This window comes from Hymenobacter psychrotolerans DSM 18569, from assembly GCF_900142395.1.
In the GTDB taxonomy this organism is placed as follows: domain Bacteria; phylum Bacteroidota; class Bacteroidia; order Cytophagales; family Hymenobacteraceae; genus Hymenobacter; species Hymenobacter psychrotolerans.
Genome location: NZ_FRAS01000004.1, coordinates 65117 through 85853 on the forward strand (window position 1 = coordinate 65117; position 20737 = coordinate 85853).

Consider the following 20737-nt stretch of genomic DNA (forward strand, 5'->3'; position numbering starts at 1 on the left):
TACATCGGAACTCTTCCCGACCGGAAGTGCCCGGATGTAATTGTTTTCAAGCACTTCCGCTCCGGAAGTGCCTGGATACAATTGTTTCAGAGCACTTCCGCTTCGGAAGTGTCCGGATGTATTTGTTTTTGCTCACTTCCTGCCGGTAACTGTAGCCCCTGGCTTCTTTCCTCATGGATACCGCCTACCTCACAGCGTCCGCAAGCAGTTCGAATACTACAGGCTGCTCGAATACCTGGGCCCTCCGAAGCCGTAACGCCCCCGGCTCCCTGAAACGCAAAAAGCCCCGGCCACCCGCCGGGACTTCCTTGCGCCAGTAGCTGCTACCCACCCATGTTTGCGTAGCAGTTGACTGGCGCAAAGGTCTGGCCGGCACATGACCTGCGTGTTGCCGACAGATTATGCTGGTGTGAGGCCATAAGGTGCCGGGCGCGTCGTCCGTGGCAGTGGGCAGCGCGTATAGCCTTCGGACTTAACCTGAAGACGATGGCGAAGAAGACCGTTTCTGAAATTATAGTAGACACTATTGTGGCGGCCGGCGTCACGCGCGTGTACGGCGTGGTAGGCGACTCGCTCAACGGCATCACCGAAGAAATCCGGAAGCGGGATGGCATCGAGTGGATACACGTCCGCAACGAGGAAGCCGGCGCTTTTGCGGCCGGTGCCGAAGCCCACCTCACGGGCGCGCTGGCCGTGTGCGCCGGCAGCTGCGGCCCCGGCAATACGCACCTGCTCAACGGCCTCTACGACTGCCACCGCAGCCGCGTGCCGGTGCTGGCCATTGCGGCCCAAATTCCGAGCATCGAAATCGGGACGCAATACTTCCAGGAAACCCACCCCGAAACCACGTTCAAAGAGTGCAGCGCCTACTGTGAGCTGATCAGCCTGCCCGACCAGGCCGTGCGCACCACCGAAATAGCCATCCAGACGGCCCTGACGCAACGCGGCGTGGCCGTGCTGGTGGTGCCCGGCGACATCAGCCACGAAAAAGCCGAAGCTCCGGCCCCGCGGCTGCCCGTGCTGCGCAGCCGCCCCACGCTGGTGCCCGCCCTCGAAGACCTACGCGCCGCCGCCGACCTGCTCAACACCTGTTCCCGCGTCACCATCATGGCCGGAGCAGGCTGCGCGGGGGCGCACGCCGAGCTGCTGCAGGTGGCCGAAATGCTGGGCGCTCCGGTAGTGCATGCCCTGCGCGGCAAGGAATACGTGGAGCCCAACAACCCCTATGATGTGGGCATGAGCGGCCTGCTGGGCTTCACTTCCGGCTACCATGCCCTCATGGACGCCGACGCCATGCTCATGCTGGGCACCGACTTTCCCTACACGCAGTTTCTGCCGCAGGAAACCCGCAACGTGCAGATTGATGTGCGCGGCGAGCATATCGGGCGCCGGGCCCGCATCGAAGTGGGGCTGGTCGGTGACGTGGCGGCCACCCTGCAGGCGCTGCTGCCGCTGCTCAACCACAAGCAGGACCGGGCGCATCTGGAGAAGGCCCAGGAAAACTACCGCGCCGCCCGCCAGGACCTGGACGAGCTGGCCACCGGCGAGGCCGGCGACACCAGCATGCACCCGCAGTACGTGGCCCGGCTGCTGAACGAGCAGGCCGCCGAAGACGCCATTTTTACCTGCGACGTGGGCACGCCCACCATCTGGGCGGCGCGCTACCTGCGCTTCAACGGCCAGCGCCGGCTCATCGGCTCGTTCAACCACGGCAGCATGGCCAATGCCATGCCCCAGGCGCTGGGCGCGCAGCTCACATATCCGGGCCGGCAGGTAATTGCGCTGGCCGGCGACGGGGGCTTTGCCATGCTCCTGGGCGAGCTGCTGACGCTGAAACAGTTGAAAACGCCCGTCAAAATCGTTATTTTCAACAACAACAGCCTGGGGTTTGTGGAGCTGGAAATGAAGGCGGCCGGCATTCTGGAGTACGGCACCGAGCTGGAGAATCCCAACTTCGCGGCCCTGGCCGAAGCGGCCGGCGTGCGCGGCATCCGAGTAGCAGACCCCGCCGAGCTGCCCCAGGCCATTGCCGACATGCTGGCCCACCCCGGCCCCGTGATTCTGGATGCCGTGGTGAAGCGCGCCGAGCTTTCCATGCCGCCCACGATTGAGGCCGCTCAGGTGAAAGGCTTCAGCCTCTATGCCCTGAAGGCCATCATGAGCGGGCGCGGCGACGAAATTCTGGAGCTGGCCAAAACGAACCTGCTGCGGTAGGCCCGCGCCACTGCTGGCCGTATTGCGGGCCTGGTTGAACAATCTGGCCTGCTAAACGTGTTAGTTTTGGGCAACCGGGGCCGGGAAACCGTGTCGGTTGCTTTTATTTGCCGAACCCGACCTCCATACGAAGCACCTCTTCTCTTGACCAACAAAGAAATTAAAGCCCTCATCTCCCTGCTCGACGACCCGGAAGTCGCGCCGCAGATTCAGGAGAGAATCCAGACGCTGGGCGAGAGTATCATTCCGTTTCTGGAAGAATCGTGGGAAGAAACCCTGGACCCGCAGCAGCAGCAGCGCCTCGAAGACCTGATCCATCATCTGCAGTTTGAGGGCCTGCAGCAGCGCCTGCGCGTGTGGCGCGACTCGGGCGGCGAAAACCTGCTGGAAGGCATGTGGCTGCTGAACTCGTTTCAGTATCCCGATGCCGATTTTCAGAGCCTCAACCGCGCCATCGAGCAGCTGCGGTTTGAAGTCTGGACGCTGCTGCGCCCCGATATGCTGCCCACCGAGCAGGTGCAGGTGCTCAACCACGTACTGTTCCGGACGCACAAGTTTGCGGCCAACACCCAGAATTTCCACTCGCCGGCCAACTCCATGCTGCACCGCGTGCTGGAAACCCGGCGCGGCAACCCGCTCACGCTGTGCGTGATTTATCTGCTGGTGGCCCAGCGCCTCAAGCTGCCCGTGTTCGGCGTGAACCTGCCCAACCTGTTTGTGCTGACCTACCGCCCCGAAACGCCACTAATTGAGTCTTTCTATATCAACTGCTACAACCGCGGCCTCATCCTGACCCGCACCGACATCGAGCACTACATCGCGCAGCTCAACCTGACCTCCAACGACATTTTCTACGAGCCCTGCTCGCACCTCGACATCCTGCGGCGCGCCCTGCGCAATCTGCAACTGAGCTTCGAGAAGCTGCAGGAACCCGCCAAAGCGGCCGAAGTGGCCCAGCTGCTGGCCATCCTCACGGATGAGAACCAGCCCACCACCGACGCGCCGGAAGGCGAAGAATAGATGGAGTTACTCAAAAAGCAAAAGGCCTGGCTACCGTGCGGTAGTCAGGCCTTTTGCTTTTTGGTGCTGAATTGGAGGGCGGCTAGTTGCGCTTGATGAGGCAGCCGGCGCCGCGCTTGTCGGCCACACCGGCAGGGCGGCCGGCCAGCACGTTGTCGAGGGCCTGCTGCAGATACCGCTCCTTCACGTCGCCTTCCACCAGCGGGTTGTCGTCGATGGCACCTTTGTAGCGCACCGCAAAGCCGTCGGCGGCGGGCTGCAGCAGCACCACTTCGGGCGTTTTGGTGGCGCCCAGCAGGCCACTCACTTTCTGGCCTTCGTCGGTGAGCAGCTGCAGGTCGGCGGTGGCCTTTATTTTGAGTTTCTCGGCCTCGCCTAAGTCGGTGCTGGCTTCGAGGTTGATGGGCGCATTGATGAACAGAAACTGCACGCCCCGGCTGCTATACTGCCCGCTCAGTGCCGACAGGCGGTTCTGGTAGAGCTTGGAGTAGGCGCAACTGGAGTTCAGAAACACCACCACTACCGCCTTGCTGCCGGCGTAGCTTTTGAGGGCTACTTCGGTGTTGGCGCCGTTTTTCAGGCTGAAGTCGCTCACGGAGCGGCTACCCTGGGCGCGGGCCACGCCTACCGCGGCTACAGTGCAAAACAGCAGCGCCGCAGCGGCAATGACAGAGATTCGGCGAAAAGACATGAGCAGGAGAGTGGCTGAGTAAGAGAGTAGCTGAGTAGAGGAGTAAGGAAGTAGCAGATTTCGACAAAAAACCTGCTCAATTACTCCCTTACTCAGCTACTCTACGCAGTAAGTTAAGATGTAATCGGGAGCGGGGCGCTGGTAGTGGATCTGGTGTTGGCTGCGGGAGTTTTCGAGGAGCAGGTGCCCCGTCAATACACCTGCCTCCCGCAGCCCAAACGGGTCGAGCACGATTTGCTCCTTGAACACCAGGCCCCGGCGGCTATGCAGCTTATAGAGTGTTTCTTTGGCACTCCAGTATAAGCTATGCTTCACTGCTTCGCTGCCGGCGTCGGCCCGTTCGGCTTCCGATAGAAACCGCGGCGCCAACTTTTGCGCTTTGGGGCGCACCAGTTCAATATCTGTGCCAACGGCTGCGCCCCGCGCCACCACGGCCGCCACCCACTCGCCGGAGTGCGACAACGACACGCCCAACCCCGGCAGCTGCTCGAAGTACGGGCGGCCGTTGGCATCGTTGCTGAGGGTGGCCGGCATATCGGTCAGCTCCTGTAACAGGCGGTGGGCCAGTACCCGGCCCGCCAGCCACTGCCGGGCGCGGGTTTCGTCGCGGCCATCGGGGAAGCGGGCGGTGTAGTGCAGCAGATCGGGCAGCAGGGGCCAGAGCATTTCGGCCGGCTCCGTGAGCTGCCACAGCCCCAGCAGTGCCTGGCTGGAAATAGGGGAGAGGGAATGAAGCGGCAAAGCCAGAGTCGGTAGTGTGTATGGATAAAGGTAGCGCGCTGCCGGCGCTTGCGCCGAACTTGAGAGGGGTAAAGCAAACAGTTTTGGATAAACACGCGGCCTGAACAAGATTCTTCCCAAGCGGCGCACAGCAGCTACTGCTACCTTTGCCGCTCTAGATTTACTTTTCCATGCCCTTCCTCCACCGCCCGCAGGTTCAGAAGCTCGCCGCCCTCACCGGCCACCTCGATTGTGTGTATGCCCTGGCCGGCACGCCCGGCGCCGATACGTTCTACTCGGCCGGCGCCGATGGCATGGTGGCTGTCTGGCACGCTGATGAGGCTGCGCAGGATGGCGCGCTGGTGGCGAAAGTGGAAAACTCGGTGTACGCGCTACGGCACCTGCCCGAGCGAAATCTGCTCGTCATCGGTCACAACTTTCAGGGAATTCAGGCCATTGATCTGGCCGAGAAAAAGCTGGTATTTGCCACCGCGCTACCGCCGGCCGCCATCTTCGACATGGTGTATTCTGAAGCTCGGCAGCGCCTATACGTGGCTCTTGGCGACGGAACGCTGGCCATACTCCGTGCTACTGATTTCAAGGTGGAAAGCCTGCTGAAGCTCTCTGACAAAAGCCTGCGTTGCCTGGCGCTGCACGAGGAGCGGGGCGAGCTGGCAGTAGGCGGCTCCGACTGGCGCCTGCGCCTTCTGGATGCCGATTCGTTGCAGCTGAAACAGGAGTGGGAAGGCGGTACTAACTCCATCTTCACGGCGGGCTATTCGCCTGATGGCCGCTACCTACTCACGGCCGGCCGCGACGCCCACCTGCGCTCCTGGGATGTGGCCGCCGGCTACGCGGAACACCGCAGCATTGTGGCGCATCTGTTCACCATCAACCACCTCGTTTTCAGCCCCGATGGTGCCCTGCTGGCCACCTGCAGCATGGACAAAAGCATCAAGCTATGGGATGCCGAAACCCTGGCCCTGCTACGGGTGGTAGACAAGGCGCGGCACGCCGGGCACGGCACCTCCGTGAATAAGTTGTTTTGGCCGGGACGGCAGAATAGGCTAGTTTCGTGTAGCGACGACCGGAGCCTGGGCGTCTGGGAGCTGACCTGAGCAGAAGCGCGGCAGCGGCGGCATTAGAGTCACACAAGAATCCGGCGCGAGCCACTCGTAGTTGCTTTTGTCTGTTCAGTTGCCTGCCTTTCCTTGTTCCAGCTTCCGGCTCCTCACCTTTAGCTACCCATTCCCATGAAAATCACCGCCCTCGATATCCGCCAGAAGACCTTTGAAAAAGCCTTTCGGGGGCTCGACAAAGACGAAGTGCAGGCGTTTCTGCTCACTCTCTCGCAGCAGTGGGAGCGGATGGGTGACGAAAACCGCGAGCTGCGCGTGAAACTGGACCACGCCACCCAGGACGTGAGCAAGATGCGCGAGGTAGAAACCAGCCTCTACCGCACCCTCAAAACGGCCGAAGACACCGGCAACAGCATCACGGAGCAGGCCCAGCGCGACGCCGAACTGCGGATTCGGGAGGCCCAGCTGAAAGCCGAACAGTTGCTGGCCGATGCGCGCCAGAAAGCCCGCGCCGTGGTGGAGGATGCCTACCAGCAGGCCGAAAAAACAGTGGCCGAAATGCAGAAGGAAGTAAGCGGCCTGGGCCAGGAGTGCCAGCGCCTCGAAGCCCAGCTTGATGGCCTCGTGCGCGACCTGCATCACCTGGCCTCCGATGCCCTGGACAAAGTGGAGAAAGCCAAGGCCCGGCCCAAAGCCAGTACCGCAGCCATCCTTTCGCGGGCGGCCAGCGTAAAGGTGAATCGACAATCTTCCGATTCACCCGAAACCAATGCTCCTATGTTTGTCAATATATCTTCCACTTCATCGGTAGCGGCAGTAGCTGGTGCTTCGGCTGCTTCGTTTGGCGGCTCGGCCGCATCCGCCGCGCCTGAACCCAAAGTTGCGGCAACCCAGCCCGGCGGCTACAACCCCAAGCCTGGCCAGCAGCCCGACCCCGGCGCCCCGGCTCATGCCCCCGGCCCCGAGATTGAGCGGCCCGGTGCTCCGGCCGAAAATCCTGGTCTTTCGCCTGCTCCCCACATCGACCCGCCAGCGCCGTCGCAGGTGCCTGAGCCAGATGCCCCCCGCGTAGAGCCGCCAGCTCCCGATATCCGGCCGGTAGGCCCTGGCCACCCCGAAATCAATCAGCCTTCGCCCGTTACGCATCCCGGCCAGCCCGGTATGGCGGTAGCAGCACCCGCCGAGAAGTCTTTCTTCGACGAAATCTAAGGCGGACTTCAACTAAAGTGCCTCACGCGAAAAAAGCCTGCCTTTCGGGGCGGGCTTTTTTGTTGCTTTGCCAGTCGCCGCGTTTGCAGCTTCACTTTCACTTACTATTTCAACACCGCACCCTATGGGCCAGATTGCACTGGAAGGAATGGAGTTTTTCGCGTTCCATGGCTACTACGACGAGGAGCAGAAAATCGGGAATAAGTATGGCGTGGACCTCTACATCCGGACGGACCTGCATGCGGCCGGGGCCTCCGACAACCTGCAGGAAACCGTGAACTACGAGGTGCTCTACCGCGTGGTGGCCGAAGAAATGGCAGCGCCGGCACGCTTGCTGGAACACCTCGGCCACCGCGTGCTGGACAGGGTGCTGATTGAGTTTCCGCATGTGCGCTCCGTGAAAGTGAGCGTATCGAAGTTCAACCCGCCGCTGGGAGGAATCTGCAACCGGGCGCGGGTGACGCTCACGCGCCGCCGTGCTGACAAGCCCAGTAGCTAGCCTTGTACTTCTAAGGTAGTGTGTTGATAATCTTATAGAAAGCTGACTTTTCAAGTCGGCTTTTTTACATTTGTGTGAGTGTTACGAAAAAAATCGTAGATAAAAGTTGCATCTACGACAGGCTTCGTATATGTTTGACATACGAATCAATTCGTAACACGCCTACCCCGATTAGTATGAGCAACAAACCCATTCCCAAGCCCACCGATTCGGAGCTGGAGATTCTGCAGGTGCTGTGGCAGCACGGCCCCAGCACGGTCCGGTTCGTGAACGACCAGCTAAGCCAGAAGCGCGACGTTGGCTACACCACTACGCTCAAAATTCTGCAGCTCATGCTCGACAAGACGCTGGTGCTGCGCGAGGATGAAACCCGTACCCACATCTACCGGGCAGCGGTGCGGGAAGAAGAAACGCAGGGCCTGCTGCTCGACCGGTTTGTGGAGTCCGCCTTCGGGGGCTCGGCCATGAAACTGGTAATGCAGGCCCTGGGCAGCGGCACTACGTCGCGGGAGGAGCTGGCCCAGATCCGGAGCCTGCTCAATGACATCGAGAATCAGCAGGATACCACTCCTAACACCGCAGACTAATGAACTGGCTCGAACAGGTACTTTCTCCCGCGCTGGTGCGCGCACTGGGCTGGACGCTGGTCCACTCACTTTGGCAGGGGGCCGTAGTGGCGCTGGCGCTGGCCGGCCTGCTGCTACTGCTGCGCCGCCACCGCGCCGCCGTACGCTACAATGTCTCGGCGGTAGCGCTGATTGTGATGCTGGGCTTGGCGGCCGTCACGTTTGCACGGCACTACCATGCCGCCCGCACTCAGGCAGCTCCGGCTGCAGTCAGCACCGCTGACACCATAACGGGGCACACGCTGGAGCTGGCTGCTGCTCCGGCCATGGCTACTGCCGCGCCGGCTGGCTCGATGCAGGCCTGGCTCAACTACTTCGACCAGAACCTGCCGGTGCTGGTGGCCGTGTGGCTGCTGGGCCTGCTGGCCATGACCCTGCGCCTGTTGGGCGGACTGGCCTATGTGCAGCGCCTGCGCCACTACCGCGTGCAGCCCCTGGCCGAAGAATGGCAGCAGCGGCTGGCTGGCCTGGCCACCCGGGCCGGGCTGGAGCGCCCGGTGGCCCTGCTGGAGTCGGCGCTGGTGAAAGCGCCGCTGGTAGTGGGCCATCTGCGTCCCGTGATTCTGCTGCCGCTGGGCACCGCTACGGGCCTGAGCCAGCTGTATCTGGAAGCTATTCTGGCCCACGAGCTGGCCCACGTAGCGCGCCGCGACTACCTCATGAACCTGTTGCAGGCTATTGCCGAAACGCTGTTTTTCTACCATCCGGCCGTGTGGTTCCTCTCGGCGTGCCTGCGCACCGAGCGCGAAAACTGCTGCGACGACGATGCCACCGCACTGGTAGGCGGCAACCCGCTGACCCTGGCCCGCGCCCTGGCCGCGCTGGCCGAACGGACCCTGGAGCCACAGGCCGCACCGCGTCTGGCTATGTCGGCAATAGGGCCGAATGGCTCGTTGCTGGGCCGCATCCGGCGGCTGGTGCAGGGCCGTGGCACGCCTACATTCACGGAAGGCTTTATGGCGGCCTGTGTAGTGCTGGGGGGGATGGTGCTGCTGAGCACGGCCGTAGCCCTGGCCGACCCGCAGCCGGTGGCCGAGGAGAATAACCTGAAAGGCTCTTTGCAGCGCCTGCCCTTCCTGACCGAAGACGACACGGCCCGCAGCCCGCAACCTGCTGCGGCAGTGCAGCCCGCCCCAGCGGCGCCGCCCGCCCCCGACCTGATGCCCAAAGAGCTGGCGGTAGCAGAACCAGTTGATGCCACCGCCGCGCCATCAGCCGACGATGACAAAAAGCGCAAAGCCAAGCGCAGCCGCACCGAGCGGGTAGTGGTGGTAAACCAGAACGGCCCCCGGCGGGGTGGCCCCGGCACAGTGGTTATCGAGAAAGACAAAAAAGGCCGGCTGACTGACCTGTATGTGAATGGCCGCCGTGTGGAAGGCGCTACCGCTGCCCCGAAAAAGAAAGGCAAGAAGACCGACACCCGCACCGAAGTAATCCGGGTGAACCCGGAGGGCTGGAACGGCACGGATGGACGGGGCTTCAGCTTTAATTTCGGCGACGATTTTGGCCGTAACTTCCGTTTCGAAGGCTCACCGGGCATTTCCCGGGAGGAGATGGACCGCATCCGCCGCGACGTGCGGGTGCAGGTAGATGCGGCCCGCCGCCAGACCAACCGCAACTATACCTTCTCGTTCCGCAATGAAGATGGCGGCCGCGAATCTTACGGTGACATAGAGCGCCGGGCGCTGCAGCAGGCCGAGCAGAGCCTGCGCGAAGCCGAGCGCAACGCCAAAACGGACGAAGAGCGTACGCGCATCCGGGAAGAGCGGGAGCGGATAACGGAGCGCCGCCAGGAGTTGCGCGAGCAGCAAGAGGAAGCCCGCCGCGACATGGACGAAGCCCATCGGGACATGGAAGAGGCGCACCGCGAAATGGAAGAAGCACACCGGGAAGGGTTGCGGGTCGCCGCAGAATCCCGCCGGGCAGCAGGAGAGGCCCGGCGGGCCGCTGCCGGCAGCCGCGTGCTGCAGGATGCCTTTGTGGCGGAAATGCTGCGCGACAAGCTGATTACGGACCGGAGCAACTTCAGCTTTTCGCTCCGCAGCAACTCGCTCACGGTGAACGGCAAGAAGCAGCCAGCTGCCGTGCTCAACAAATACCTCAAGCTGTATGAGCAGCGCAAAGGCCAGAAGCTGAGCAGCACGGGCGGCTTCACCATCAATGAGTCGTCGAGCAGCAGCACCAGCACCAGCAGCAGCACCGATTTGCCGCCGGTTCCGCCCGTTCCTCCGGTTGCGCCGGCACCCCGGGCTCCGCGCGCACCCCGCATGCCGCTGGCTCCGCCCGCCCCGCCGGCCCCGCCCCGCATCGACTCGGGCCGCATTCGGGAAGAGCTGCGCAAAGACGGGCTGCTGGGCAAAGACGAGAAAAGCTTCCAGTTTCAGCTCAACGACAGCGGCCTGCGCGTGAACGGCCAGGCGCAGTCGGCGGAAATGGCGGCCAAGTACCGCAAGCTGCTGGACGTGCCAGCCAACACCAGCGGCAGCAGATCCAACCGCAATATTCAGATTTCGGTGAGTGAGTAGAGTGCCGAAAACCAGCCGGCCGCCGCTGCAACGGCGGCCGGTTTTATTTTATCGAAAACAAATATTCAGGTTAGGCAACGGTTTCCCCACGCCCCGCATCTATTAGCGCAATCGGCCAGAATCCTGGCCGCTGGCTTCTCTCTTTTCACGTCTGCGGCGTCCGGTTTTGGCGCTGGCCGGCGTGCGTCCCTACCTGCTCCACCTTCCCCGTTTGGCACACCTTTCCTCCCGTCGTTTTGTCGTGATGCACCCCCGTCTGTCCGTTTGTTTGCTGCTGGCTGGCTTGTGGTTGCTGGCCGGCCCGGCCTGGGCCCAGCAGCCGGCTCCTGCTGCCCCCGGCGCTACTGCCGCTACTACGCTGGCTCCCAAAAAACAGCTGCAGGCCGTGCGCATCACGGGTGGTATCAAGCTGGATGGGGTGCTGGATGAGGCCGTATGGCAGCAGGCGCCCATTGCCACCACTTTCATTCAGAACCGGCCCAACCCCGGCCCGCCCGAGAAGCACGCCACCGAAGTGCGCATCCTCTACGATGACGCCAACCTCTACGTGGGGGCCATTATGCACGACGTCAGCGCCGATTCTATTCTGCGGGAGCTGGCGCCGCGCGACAATTTCGGCAACACCGACTTCATCGGCATCTTCCTCGATACGTACCAGGACAAGCTCAACGGCTACGGCTTTTTCGTGACGACGGGCGGCGTGCAGATGGACTGCCGCTACTCGCCGGCCGGCGGCGAAGACTTCAACTGGAATGCCGTCTGGGACTCGCGCACCAGCATCAAGGGTACCGACTGGATTGCGGAAATGCGGATTCCGTACTCGGCCATTCGCTTCAGCAACCAGCCCGAGCAGCAGTGGGGCCTCAACTTTATGCGGCAGCGCAAAAAGGAAAACCAGGCCTTTTTCTGGAATGAGGTGAAGCCCGCCATCGACGGCTTCGTGAACCAGTGGGGCACGCTGCAGGGCGTGCGCGACATCAAGCCGCCGCTGCGCCTCTCGCTCACGCCGTACGTGTCGAGCTACGTGAACCACAACCCGCTGAACGAGGAAGGCACGCGCCGCACCACTACCAGCTTCAACGGCGGCGCTGACATCAAGTGGGGCATCAATGAAAGCTTCACGCTCGATGCTACGCTGGTGCCCGATTTCGGGCAGGTGCAGTCCGATAACCAGGTGCTCAACCTGTCGCCGTTTGAGGTGCAGTTCAACGAAAACCGCCAGTTTTTCACCGAAGGCACCGAGCTCTTCAACAAGGGCAACCTGTTCTACTCGCGCCGGGTGGGGGCCACGCCCATCGGCTTCTATGATGTGGACGTCAGCGACGACGAGAAAATCGTGCGTAACCCCTCCGAAACGCGGCTGCTCAATGCCACCAAAGTGTCGGGGCGCACGAGTAAGGGGCTGGGCGTGGGTATCTTCAATGCGCTCAGCAACGACGTGTACGCCACCATCCGCAACAAGGAGACCGGGCAGGAGCGCGAGCTGCTGACGCAGCCTTTCAGCAACTACAACATTGTGGTGCTCGACCAGAGCCTGAAGAACAACTCTTACGTGTCGCTCATCAATACCAACGTGACGCGCTCTGGCCAGACCTACGACGCCAACGTGACGGGCGGGCTGTTTCGGTTTGCCAACAAAAAGAACTCCTACGCCGTGGATGGCCGCCTGGTGTACTCGCGCCGCCGGGGCAACGTGTTCGGCTCCGATAAGCAGATTGACGACCAGAACGGCTACAAATACCAGGTAGGCGTGGGCAAAATCAGCGGGGCCTTCACCTGGGGCTTCAACCAGGGCATCGAGTCGGATACGTACAACCCCAACGACCTGGGTATTCTGTTCGGCAACAACAACATCTCCCAGAATTTCTACGCCAACTACAACAAATACAAGCCCTTCTGGAAGGTAAACAACCTGTACACCTGGGGCAATATCACGCACACGCTGCTCTATAAGCATACCCGCTACCAGGATCTGAACATCTCGGCCGGCATGAACACCACGTTCACCAAAAACTTCCTCAGCGCGGGCTTCAACGTCAACATCGACCCGGCCAAAAACGACTTCTATGAGCCGCGGGTGTATCCGTTGGGCACGTACTACGTGCAGGTGCCCGGCAGCACCAACGTGGGCGGCTACCTCTCCACTGACTACCGCAAAAAGCTGGCCTGGGACGTGAACGGCGGTGTGCGGGTGTATGCCCAGGACCCCGTGCGGCAGCGCAGCGGCCGGGCCGGTTACGGCCTGAGCGTGTCGCCGCGCTATCGTGTCAACAACAAGCTGAACTTCCGCTACAGCCTCGACTGGAACCTGAGCCGCAACCAGATTGGCTACGTGAATGGCGGCCTCGATGCCGAAGAGCCGCTGGATTCGGTGGTTATCCGGCAGCTCGGCGGCGACGTGGCACTCGGCCAGGACCCCGTGGATGTGCTGCTGGGCCGCCGCCAGGTCGTGACGGTGTCGAGCGTGCTGTCGGCGGCCTACACCTTCAACAACCGCATGTCCCTGACCGTGCGCACGCGCCACTACACCAGCAACGTGCGCTACCAGGATTTCACGCAGCTGCGGCCCGGCGGCGAGGAAGTGCCCATTGCCTACGCCCGCAACCGCAACAACACCTACAATGCCTTCAATATTGACGCGGTATACTCGTGGTGGTTTGCGCCCGGCTCGCAGGTGAGTATCGTCTGGAAAAATGCCGGTACCAGTTTCCTGCAGGCCAATGAAGCCACCCCGCTCTACTTCGACAACCTCAACAACACCATCAACACGCCGCACAACAACTCGGTGTCGGTCAAAGTCCTCTACTACCTCGACTACCTGGCCCTGCGTCCGAAACGGGCGTAGCCGCTACAACCCCAGCAGCTCCTCGGCGGCCCCAAACGCCGACTTGCCGCCATTCATCACTTGCTGCTCTATGCCCGCCAGCTGCCGCGCTACTTCGGGGCGGGCATAAAAGCGCGTTTCCAGGGCTTCCCGGATGGTTTCGTGCAGCCAGTGCAAGTTTTGTTCCTGGCGGCGGCGCTGGAAGTAGCCGCTTTCCCGGGTCTGCTGCACGTAGCGCTGCACCACGTCCCACACTTCCGGCACGCCCTGCCCACTCACCGCCGACGACGTCGTGACGACGGGGCTCCAGCCGCTGGGAGCCAGCGGAAACAGGTGCAGCGCGTTCTGATATTCGGCGCGGGCGCGGCGGGCGGCCTGCTCGTTGCCGGAATCGGCCTTCGTGATGGTCATGGCGTCGGCCATTTCCATGATGCCTTTCTTGATGCCCTGCAGCTCGTCGCCGGCCCCGGCCAGCATCAGCAGCAGAAAAAAGTCGACCATGCCGTGCACGGCGGTTTCGCTCTGGCCTACGCCCACCGTTTCCACAAAAATGACGTCGTGGCCGGCCGCTTCGCAGAGCACCAGCGCCTCGCGGGTACTGCGCGTGACACCGCCCAGGCTGCGGCCCGCCGGCGAAGGCCGGATGTAGGCCGCGGGGTGCGCGGCCAGCAGATTCATGCGGGTTTTGTCGCCGAGGATGCTGCCACCGCTGCGCTGCGAGCTGGGGTCTACGGCCAGCACGGCCAGCCGGTGGCCTTTCTCCTGTACCAGATGCAGGCCCAGCGCCTCAATAAACGTGCTTTTGCCCACGCCCGGCACGCCCGTAATGCCCACGCGCACCGAGCGGCCCGCGTGCGGCAGCACCACGTCCAGCACCTGCTGGGCCAGCTGCTGGTCAGAAGGGAGCGTGCTTTCTACCAGCGTAATGGCGCGGCTCAGCATCACCCGGTTGCCGCCCAGGATGCCGTCGGTGTATTCGGAAACGGAAAAACGCTTAGCCATGCAATAGAAACAGGGCCGGCCGAAAAGCAGGCGGCCGGAAAGAAGAATGAAGCTGCAAACTAGGCCTTAAAATGGCATCGGCCCAACCGGCGGCCCGGCCAGCGCGGGCCCGGCAGCCCAGGGCCCGGCTGCCGAATAGGTATCGTACCTTTCTACTATAAAAGCTGCGCTATGCCACTACCTGAAAGTAGGTATTGTGGTGCCGGGGCATTTTCAGTCTCTTTACTGCTGATTTTCAACAGAAAAAATACCCCCATGTTTTTGCGTATTGCTGCTCCGGTGTTAGCCGGTTGTCTTCTCGGGGCCAGTAGCCTGCGGGCTCAGAATGAGCTCGGCAACTTTTCCACTGCGGCCCGCGGTGGGGTAGCTACCACCTTCGTCACCGATTTTCAGGCCATTGGCGTCAATCCGGCCAACCTGGGCCGGCAGGACAATGCGCGGGTGGCTTTCACCATTGCCGAATTTGGGGTGGGGGTGGGCTCTCAGTCGCTCACGCGCACCCAGCTGCGCAAGTTCATCGAGAATTCCGACGAAACCCTGACGCTGGCCCAGAAGCAGGAAATGGCCCGCGCCTTCACTTCCGACAACGTCCTCAACCTGAATGCCGACGCCACGCCCATTGCGTTTTCGGTGGTGCTGCCGCTGGTAGGCAGCTTCGCGGTCAGCAGCCGGCAGCGCGTCACCACGCACCTGGGCCTGAACAAGAACACCGCCGAGCTGCTGTGGCTGGGCAAAGACGCGCCTATCTATCCGGCCAACTTCAACCCGGCCACGGCCCCGCTTATTTCGGAGGTGCTGGACGGCACTTCGGTGCAGCTGGCGGCCTACAACGAGTACAATATTGCCTATGGCCGCCAGGTGCTGCGCCTGCCCTCGTTTTCGCTGTCGGTTGGGGCCGGCTACCGCTACGTGCAGGGCGTGGGGGTGGTAGATGTGCGCGCCAGTGGCGGCAAGCTCGAAGCCTACAGCGCCCTGTCGCCGCAGTTTAACGTGGACTACGGCAGCGTGGCCAGCAACCCCAGCTTCAACCTGCGGCAGGATGCCGACAAGCTGATTCAGCCCGTGGGCCGCGGCCACGGCTACGACCTGGGCGTGGCCGCCGAAGTCGGCAAGAAGCTGCGTCTGGGCGCATCGGTCACCGATATTGGCACTATGCGCTGGGAAGGCAACCTGCTCACGGCCAACGACCAGCGCCTGAAGCGCCTGCGCTCCAGCGGCGCCAACAGCTATGAGTTTTTGTCGGAGCTGGAAAATATCTTCGCCTCCGGCACCGACAGCCTGTTTCAGTACACCCCGGCGCAGGAGCGCAACGCCAGCCTGCCCACCAAGCTGCGGCTCGGGGCCGGCCTGCGGGTAGGCACCCGCCTGGAAGTGGGCGCCGACGTGACCATGCCGCTGAACGAGGTGGCCGGCAACCTGCCCAACGCTTTCTACGGCGTGGCGCTGGATGTGAAGCCGGTCAGCTGGATTCGGCTCAGCACCGGCCTGACCACGGGCGCCGGCTATGGGCTGGGCCTGCCCGTGGGCTTTGCCATTGCCACCAAAATCTACGAGCTGGGCATCGGTACCCGCGACCTGCGCGGCCTGCTCAGCGACAACAAGCCCTACGCTTCGGTAGCCGTGGGTACCCTCCGCTTCAAGTTCGGGACGGCACGATAATGGGGTGAAGTCAGGCTTTTGAATTCACTTTTCTACACCAAAAAGGCCTCCTGCATTGCGCGCAACACAGGAGGCCTTTTTGGTGCAGTTTAGCTAGCAGGTCAGGGAGGATTTAACCGATTACTTCCCGGGCTCAGTCAGGAAATTGGGGAGGCCGAGCTTGCTGCGGCGCCCGCCCAGCTTCAGGCCGTCGTCGGTGTATTTGGCGGCGGTGCCTTCGGCGTTCGGATTCTCAATGACGCCCAGAAACTGGTTGTCTTCGCGGGCCACGTAGATGCGGCCATCGGGGGCGCGCTGCAGCGAGCCTACCTTGCGGTTCGCCGACTTCCCGACCACCGTAGCGGTGCCGGTTTTGAGGTCGAACTGGAAAATCTGGGCCTGGCCGCCGCCCTCACCGTTGCTGGAGCCATACAGCTTGCTGCCATCGGGCGAAAACTCCACGCCGTACGCTTCGGGGTAGGGCGCGAAGGTTTTGGGGTTGCTGACCGTGCCGGTGTTCCGGTCAAAGTCGAAGACCTCATACTTGTTGGCTTCCCGCCACAGCGCCACGGCCAGCTTGCGGCCATCGGGTGAGAATTTCATGGCGCCAATGGCGTTGCGGCCGGGGCCGGCGTGCATGCTGCCCACGATGCTCAGTATCGGCTTGGTTTCCACGCCCTCTGGCGTCACCAGAAAAGTCACGAAGGCGTTGGAGTTCCAGCGGTGCGCCACAATCCAGACGTCGCGGCCGTTCTGGTGGCGCACGGCAGTCAGCTTCTCGGCTACCGGCGAGATGAGCAGCATATTGGCGCGGGGCACGTCGCCGAGGCCATTGTCACGGGTCATATCGACCACGGAGTAGCGCAGGCCGTTGCTGGTGCCCTGGGCCGCCACCGTAAACACGTAGAACACGTTGCCGGAGCCGGGGTCGGGCACTATCAGGGCGCTTTGGGTGCTGGAGTTGGAGCCCATCAGCTGGCGGCCGTTGGGCATCACGGTGTGCTGGCGGTTGAAAATGTACTCGCCGTTGGTGTAGAACAGCAGCTGGCCCTGGGCGTTGGTGGCCACCGCTGAGCCTTCGTAGGTGGTCATTTTGTTGTTGAGCAGCGGGGTAGGGGCGCCGCCTCCCACCGGAAAGCTGAGCCCGGCCTGCTGGCCGAAGTACCAGATAGACTGCTCCCGCTGCGCACGTGCGGCACCGGGCAGCAGCAACAGCAGCAGGAAGGGCAGAAGCAGAAGTCGTTTCATAGTTGTCAGAAAGTACGTCGCTGGTCAGAACGCAATTTCGTGCCAAAACGATACTCCGGCCGGAATAGGGCGAAAAATCCCGGTTCCGGCGGTTGTGGCCTACTCCAGTACTACTTTCTGTTGCTGGCGTTGCCCGGCCGCGTTCTGTACCGTCAGCAGGTAGAGGCCGTGCCACTGGCGCGCCTCCGGCAGCGGCAGCCGCGAAGTGCCGGCCGGCAGCGCCACGGTCCGGCGCAGCATCGTTCGGCCCAGCGCATCAGCCACCTGCAGCTCGGCAGACTGGGCTTGTGGCACCTGCACCTCCAGTTGCAGTGCTTCTCCTGCCGGCACCGGATTGGGGTAGGCCGCCAGCCGCAGCCCGGCCCGGCTCAATCCGCCGCGTTGCAGCGCCGCTATACCGGAATAGGCCGTCGTCCCGTCGGTATCCTGAATCAGCAGGCGGTAGTAAGTTACGCCTTCAGACGGAGCCGCATCCGTGAAAGCATAGCTGCGCGCACCGGTGCCGTTGGTGGCCGCTACCCGGCCCAGGCTGCTGAAGTTCTCCTCGTCGGTGCTGCGCTGCACCTCAAAATACGCCACGCCCTGCTCCGACGCCGTTTGCCACTGCAGCTCGTTTGTGGTACCGGCAGTCCGGCCCGCGAAGCGGGTAAGCACCACCGGAAGCGGCAGTGAGCCGGTGATGGTGACGCGCCTCGCGTTGGTGCTGAGCTGTCCGCAGGGTGCTATGCTGGCCAAGGCCGCCTGCAGGCTGCCTAGGGTGCCGTTTTGCAGGCCGCCCACGGCGTAGCCCCGCTGGAACAGAAACCCATACACATCATAGGTGCCGGCGGGCAAGGTGCGCAGGTCAGCGGTTGGGGCCACCTGCGCTACCAGGTTGGTTGCGGTATTCACCGCCACATACTGGTAGTCGTAGCCGAGGCCTTGGAGTGGCGCATAGGCCGTGCCGCCGCCGGGTGAGGTGGCAAAACTGATGCTGTAGTTGTTGCCGCCCGTGGGCGCCCCACCGAAATTGGACACCACCAGCGTGTAGGGCTGGCCCGCCGTCAGCGGAAGGGTAATGCTGCGGGCCAAAGAACCAGCGAAGTTGTCGGCCAGGATATTTGCGCACGGGTTGGCCGGGTCGAAGCCGGTGCCGGCGTATACCCGCAGCACCATATTGCCGAAAGCTGTGGGCGTGTTGATGGTGTACGAGGCCGTAGCCGACGGCACGAACACATGCGTGTCGTAGTGAGTAACGTTGCTGTAGCGTACACAGCTGCTGCCGTTGTAGTCCGTGAGCGTGCTAGCCGGGTCGGTGCTGGTGATGGAGCCGGCCAGCTGGTTGGCCCCCGTGAGTTCGGTCAGGCTGTAGCCTTGCTGATCGAGGTTGAGCGTGGCGCTGCCGGCCGCGGCCGTAAGGGCAGTAGCCGGCAGGGTTTGGGACGCTACCGGCGAGCAGGGCGCAATCGGGAAGTCTGCATCATTGATGTCGAAGAAGATGTTGCCCACAGCTTCCACCCGAATCCGCGCCTGGCTGGTCGTTAGGTTCGGTACGGCTACGGTAGCCGTGCCCGTATTAGGCGCGGCCGCCGCCAGCACAGTGCCAAAGGTCTGCCCGCCATCCGTGGAAAGGCTGATACGCACCTGACTGACCCCGATGGGAGCCTGGTCAGTACCGTTCACCGACCACGTAACGGTGGCCTGCTGCCCCCCAATCCAGAGGGAAGCGGTGTTTTGGGTGGTGAGGGCAAACGGGCCGGTGTTGGGCGCTACGGTCAGCGTTACGTTGTCGGTGCTGAAGGTGCCGCCGCTGGCGCGCTGGTCGCGGGCCGTCACTACAAAGTGCAGGTCGCGGGCCACGTTGGGCAGGGCTTCCCCAATCCGGTCGGCCGGCTGGTTGCTGTTAGCCAGCACGTAGCGCAGGTCGGGGAAGGTGCGGGAAGGTGTGGTGCGGGGCGGCCGGGGCCGGAACAGCGGCGCCTCGGGGTCGTTGATGGCTGCCAGCCCGTTGATGCCCGGGATGGTGCCCAGCGCCTGCGTGTTGGGCGTGTAGTCGAACTGATTCCAGGTGTAGGCCAGCGTTTCGCCGTCGGGGTCGGAGCCGGTAGCCGTGAGCGTGAAGGGCGTGCTGCGCGGAATCACATAGTCGGCGCCGGCACTCACCGTCGGGACCTGGTTGGAATTGGCTACAACAACGGCGCAGGCGGCAGTGCGCAGATTGTTGCGCATCTGGTCCAGCGAGCGGGCGTTGAAATGGTCGGCCTCAGTGCCTACCACGTCCTGCAGGGTCTGGGTGCCGCACACATCGGTATAAGCCATGATGGTGGCTCCGCCGCCAGGCTCCAGGTTGCTGCCGGCCGTCTGGCTGCCGCAGGGCCCCGTGAAGGTGTGCGCCGCGCCGTGCTGGTGTCCCATTTCGTGGGCCAGCACCTGCTGAAAACCACTGGTGGCCAGCCCCGACCAGGCCTGCGCCTTGTAGGTGCTGTTGCAGATAATGCCCACGTACGCCACGCCCCCGCCGTTTCTATGGAAGCAGTGGCCCAAATCGAAGCTGTTCGGCGTGAAGCGCGCATTGATAAAGCCCCCGACTTCGCCCAGATTCTGCTCCCGCAGCCGGTCCGGCGCGGCGGCCGCACTGCCGGGGAGGGTGGCGGTGGTCATAGCCGAGAAATAGTAGGTGCCGCCGTTGGGCTTCACCAGCTCATAACTCACGGCCAGCTCCTGCAGATACAGCCCCGACATCTGGTTCATGGCGGCCACCACGGCCAGCTCCACGGCCGCGTCGGTGTTGCCGTTGGCGGCGTAGTATTCCTGCGTCACGAGAATGGCGTAGCGCAGCCGCCGTAGCTGCGTCCCGAAGCTGAACGGCGCCGGCATCGTCGAGAAATTGTCGGGGCGCAGCACATCGCCGACCGGGCTCAGCGTGCCGCAGGGCCCGCCGGCCGGTGGTGTAGGCTGCAGCAGGTAGCCGGCACCATCCGGGGCCGGCCGCAGGCTCGCCGATTGTTCGCCGGCCAGCAGCTGGGCCGTCAGGCTACGGGGCGTGAGTACCACGGACACCCGGTGGCGCGGGGCGTTTTCCTCGTAGCCTACGTAGGTGCGGAGCCGCCGCCGGGCCGCCGCGTCGGAGGCGGGCAGCACGTGCGTTTCGGTGAGCACAAAGGCGCGGGAACCCCGCAGCGTAGGCAGGCTGATGCGGTGCGGGGCCGGCGGGCCGGGGCGTGCCGCAGTGCCGGCGTCAGCCGTTAGCTGCCGCCGGATCTGGTCTACATCCAGCGTTACCCGCCGGGCCGAAGGCTGCTGAGCTGCTCCGGGCTGCGCGGAGCCCACCAGCGCGGCAAGCCATATCAGGAGAAAGGTAATAGCTGCTGCGGACGCCTTCTTCATCAGAGAAAAGAATGGTGGAGAGCAGCCAAGTTGCAGGAATAATCTTACCCCAGATCAGCTTGTAGGGTAGAATGCA

14 protein-coding genes are annotated in these 20737 nt (G+C 63.0%); 9 read left to right on the forward strand and 5 right to left on the reverse strand.

All coding sequences use genetic code 11. The annotated features are described in order from the left end of the window. Positions 1-486 precede the first annotated feature (486 nt). Complete coding sequence (gene poxB / locus BUE15_RS05840; protein WP_073282071.1) at positions 487-2214, forward strand: ubiquinone-dependent pyruvate dehydrogenase; 1728 nt, start codon at positions 487-489, stop codon at positions 2212-2214. 144 nt (positions 2215-2358) lie between these two features. Continuing rightward, positions 2359-3234, forward strand: a complete 876-nt coding sequence (locus BUE15_RS05845; protein ID WP_073282073.1) for a transglutaminase-like domain-containing protein — start codon at positions 2359-2361, stop codon at positions 3232-3234. Between the two features lie 82 nt (positions 3235-3316). Here BUE15_RS05845 and BUE15_RS05850 read toward each other — a convergent pair whose 3' ends face one another. Both BUE15_RS05850 and BUE15_RS05855 read right to left on the reverse strand, forming a co-directional pair. Then, on the reverse strand, positions 3317-3925 hold the full coding sequence (locus BUE15_RS05850) for a redoxin domain-containing protein (RefSeq protein ID WP_073282075.1): 609 nt from the start codon (positions 3923-3925) through the stop codon (positions 3317-3319). 96 nt (positions 3926-4021) lie between these two features. Next, positions 4022-4666 (reverse strand): 4'-phosphopantetheinyl transferase superfamily protein, encoded by a 645-nt coding sequence (locus BUE15_RS05855; protein WP_073282076.1) that lies wholly within the window; start codon positions 4664-4666, stop codon positions 4022-4024. A gap of 170 nt (positions 4667-4836) precedes the next feature. Here BUE15_RS05855 and BUE15_RS05860 point away from each other — a divergent pair, with 170 nt between their 5' ends. The 6 genes from BUE15_RS05860 (at position 4837) to BUE15_RS05885 (ending at position 13428) form a co-directional block, all read left to right on the forward strand. Beyond that, the gene (locus BUE15_RS05860; protein ID WP_073282077.1) at positions 4837-5763 is read left to right on the forward strand and encodes a WD40 repeat domain-containing protein; all 927 of its coding nucleotides are present in this window, start codon (positions 4837-4839) and stop codon (positions 5761-5763) included. Between the two features lie 135 nt (positions 5764-5898). Further along, on the forward strand, positions 5899-6933 hold the full coding sequence (locus BUE15_RS05865) for a DivIVA domain-containing protein (protein ID WP_073282078.1): 1035 nt from the start codon (positions 5899-5901) through the stop codon (positions 6931-6933). A gap of 124 nt (positions 6934-7057) precedes the next feature. Further along, a complete protein-coding gene (folB, locus tag BUE15_RS05870) occupies positions 7058-7432 on the forward strand; it encodes a dihydroneopterin aldolase (RefSeq protein WP_073282079.1) in 375 nt (124 codons plus the stop codon). A 176-nt stretch (positions 7433-7608) separates the two neighbouring features. Then, complete coding sequence (locus BUE15_RS05875; RefSeq protein WP_073282081.1) at positions 7609-8019, forward strand: BlaI/MecI/CopY family transcriptional regulator; 411 nt, start codon at positions 7609-7611, stop codon at positions 8017-8019. Beyond that, the gene (locus BUE15_RS05880) at positions 8019-10583 is read left to right on the forward strand and encodes a M56 family metallopeptidase (RefSeq protein ID WP_073282083.1); all 2565 of its coding nucleotides are present in this window, start codon (positions 8019-8021) and stop codon (positions 10581-10583) included. The genes BUE15_RS05875 and BUE15_RS05880 overlap by 1 nt, the downstream gene beginning before the upstream one ends. A 211-nt stretch (positions 10584-10794) precedes the next feature. Next, positions 10795-13428, forward strand: a complete 2634-nt coding sequence (locus BUE15_RS05885) for a DUF5916 domain-containing protein (RefSeq protein ID WP_139252149.1) — start codon at positions 10795-10797, stop codon at positions 13426-13428. Positions 13429-13431: 3 nt separating this feature from the next. Here the strand turns inward: BUE15_RS05885 and meaB are convergent, their stop codons facing one another. Continuing rightward, positions 13432-14409, reverse strand: coding sequence for a methylmalonyl Co-A mutase-associated GTPase MeaB (gene meaB, locus BUE15_RS05890; RefSeq protein ID WP_073282085.1), 978 nt, complete (start codon positions 14407-14409; stop codon positions 13432-13434). A gap of 261 nt (positions 14410-14670) precedes the next feature. Between meaB and BUE15_RS05895 the strand changes: the two genes are divergently transcribed. Then, the gene (locus tag BUE15_RS05895; RefSeq protein ID WP_139252150.1) at positions 14671-16068 is read left to right on the forward strand and encodes a DUF5723 family protein; all 1398 of its coding nucleotides are present in this window, start codon (positions 14671-14673) and stop codon (positions 16066-16068) included. 120 nt (positions 16069-16188) lie between these two features. Here BUE15_RS05895 and BUE15_RS05900 read toward each other — a convergent pair whose 3' ends face one another. Continuing rightward, on the reverse strand, positions 16189-17295 hold the full coding sequence (locus BUE15_RS05900) for a TolB family protein (RefSeq protein ID WP_073282089.1): 1107 nt from the start codon (positions 17293-17295) through the stop codon (positions 16189-16191). Positions 17296-17394: 99 nt separating this feature from the next. Continuing rightward, positions 17395-20661: a M12 family metallo-peptidase gene (locus BUE15_RS05905; protein ID WP_073282091.1), complete on the reverse strand. Its 3267-nt coding sequence runs from the start codon at positions 20659-20661 to the stop codon at positions 17395-17397. Positions 20662-20737 lie beyond the last annotated feature (76 nt).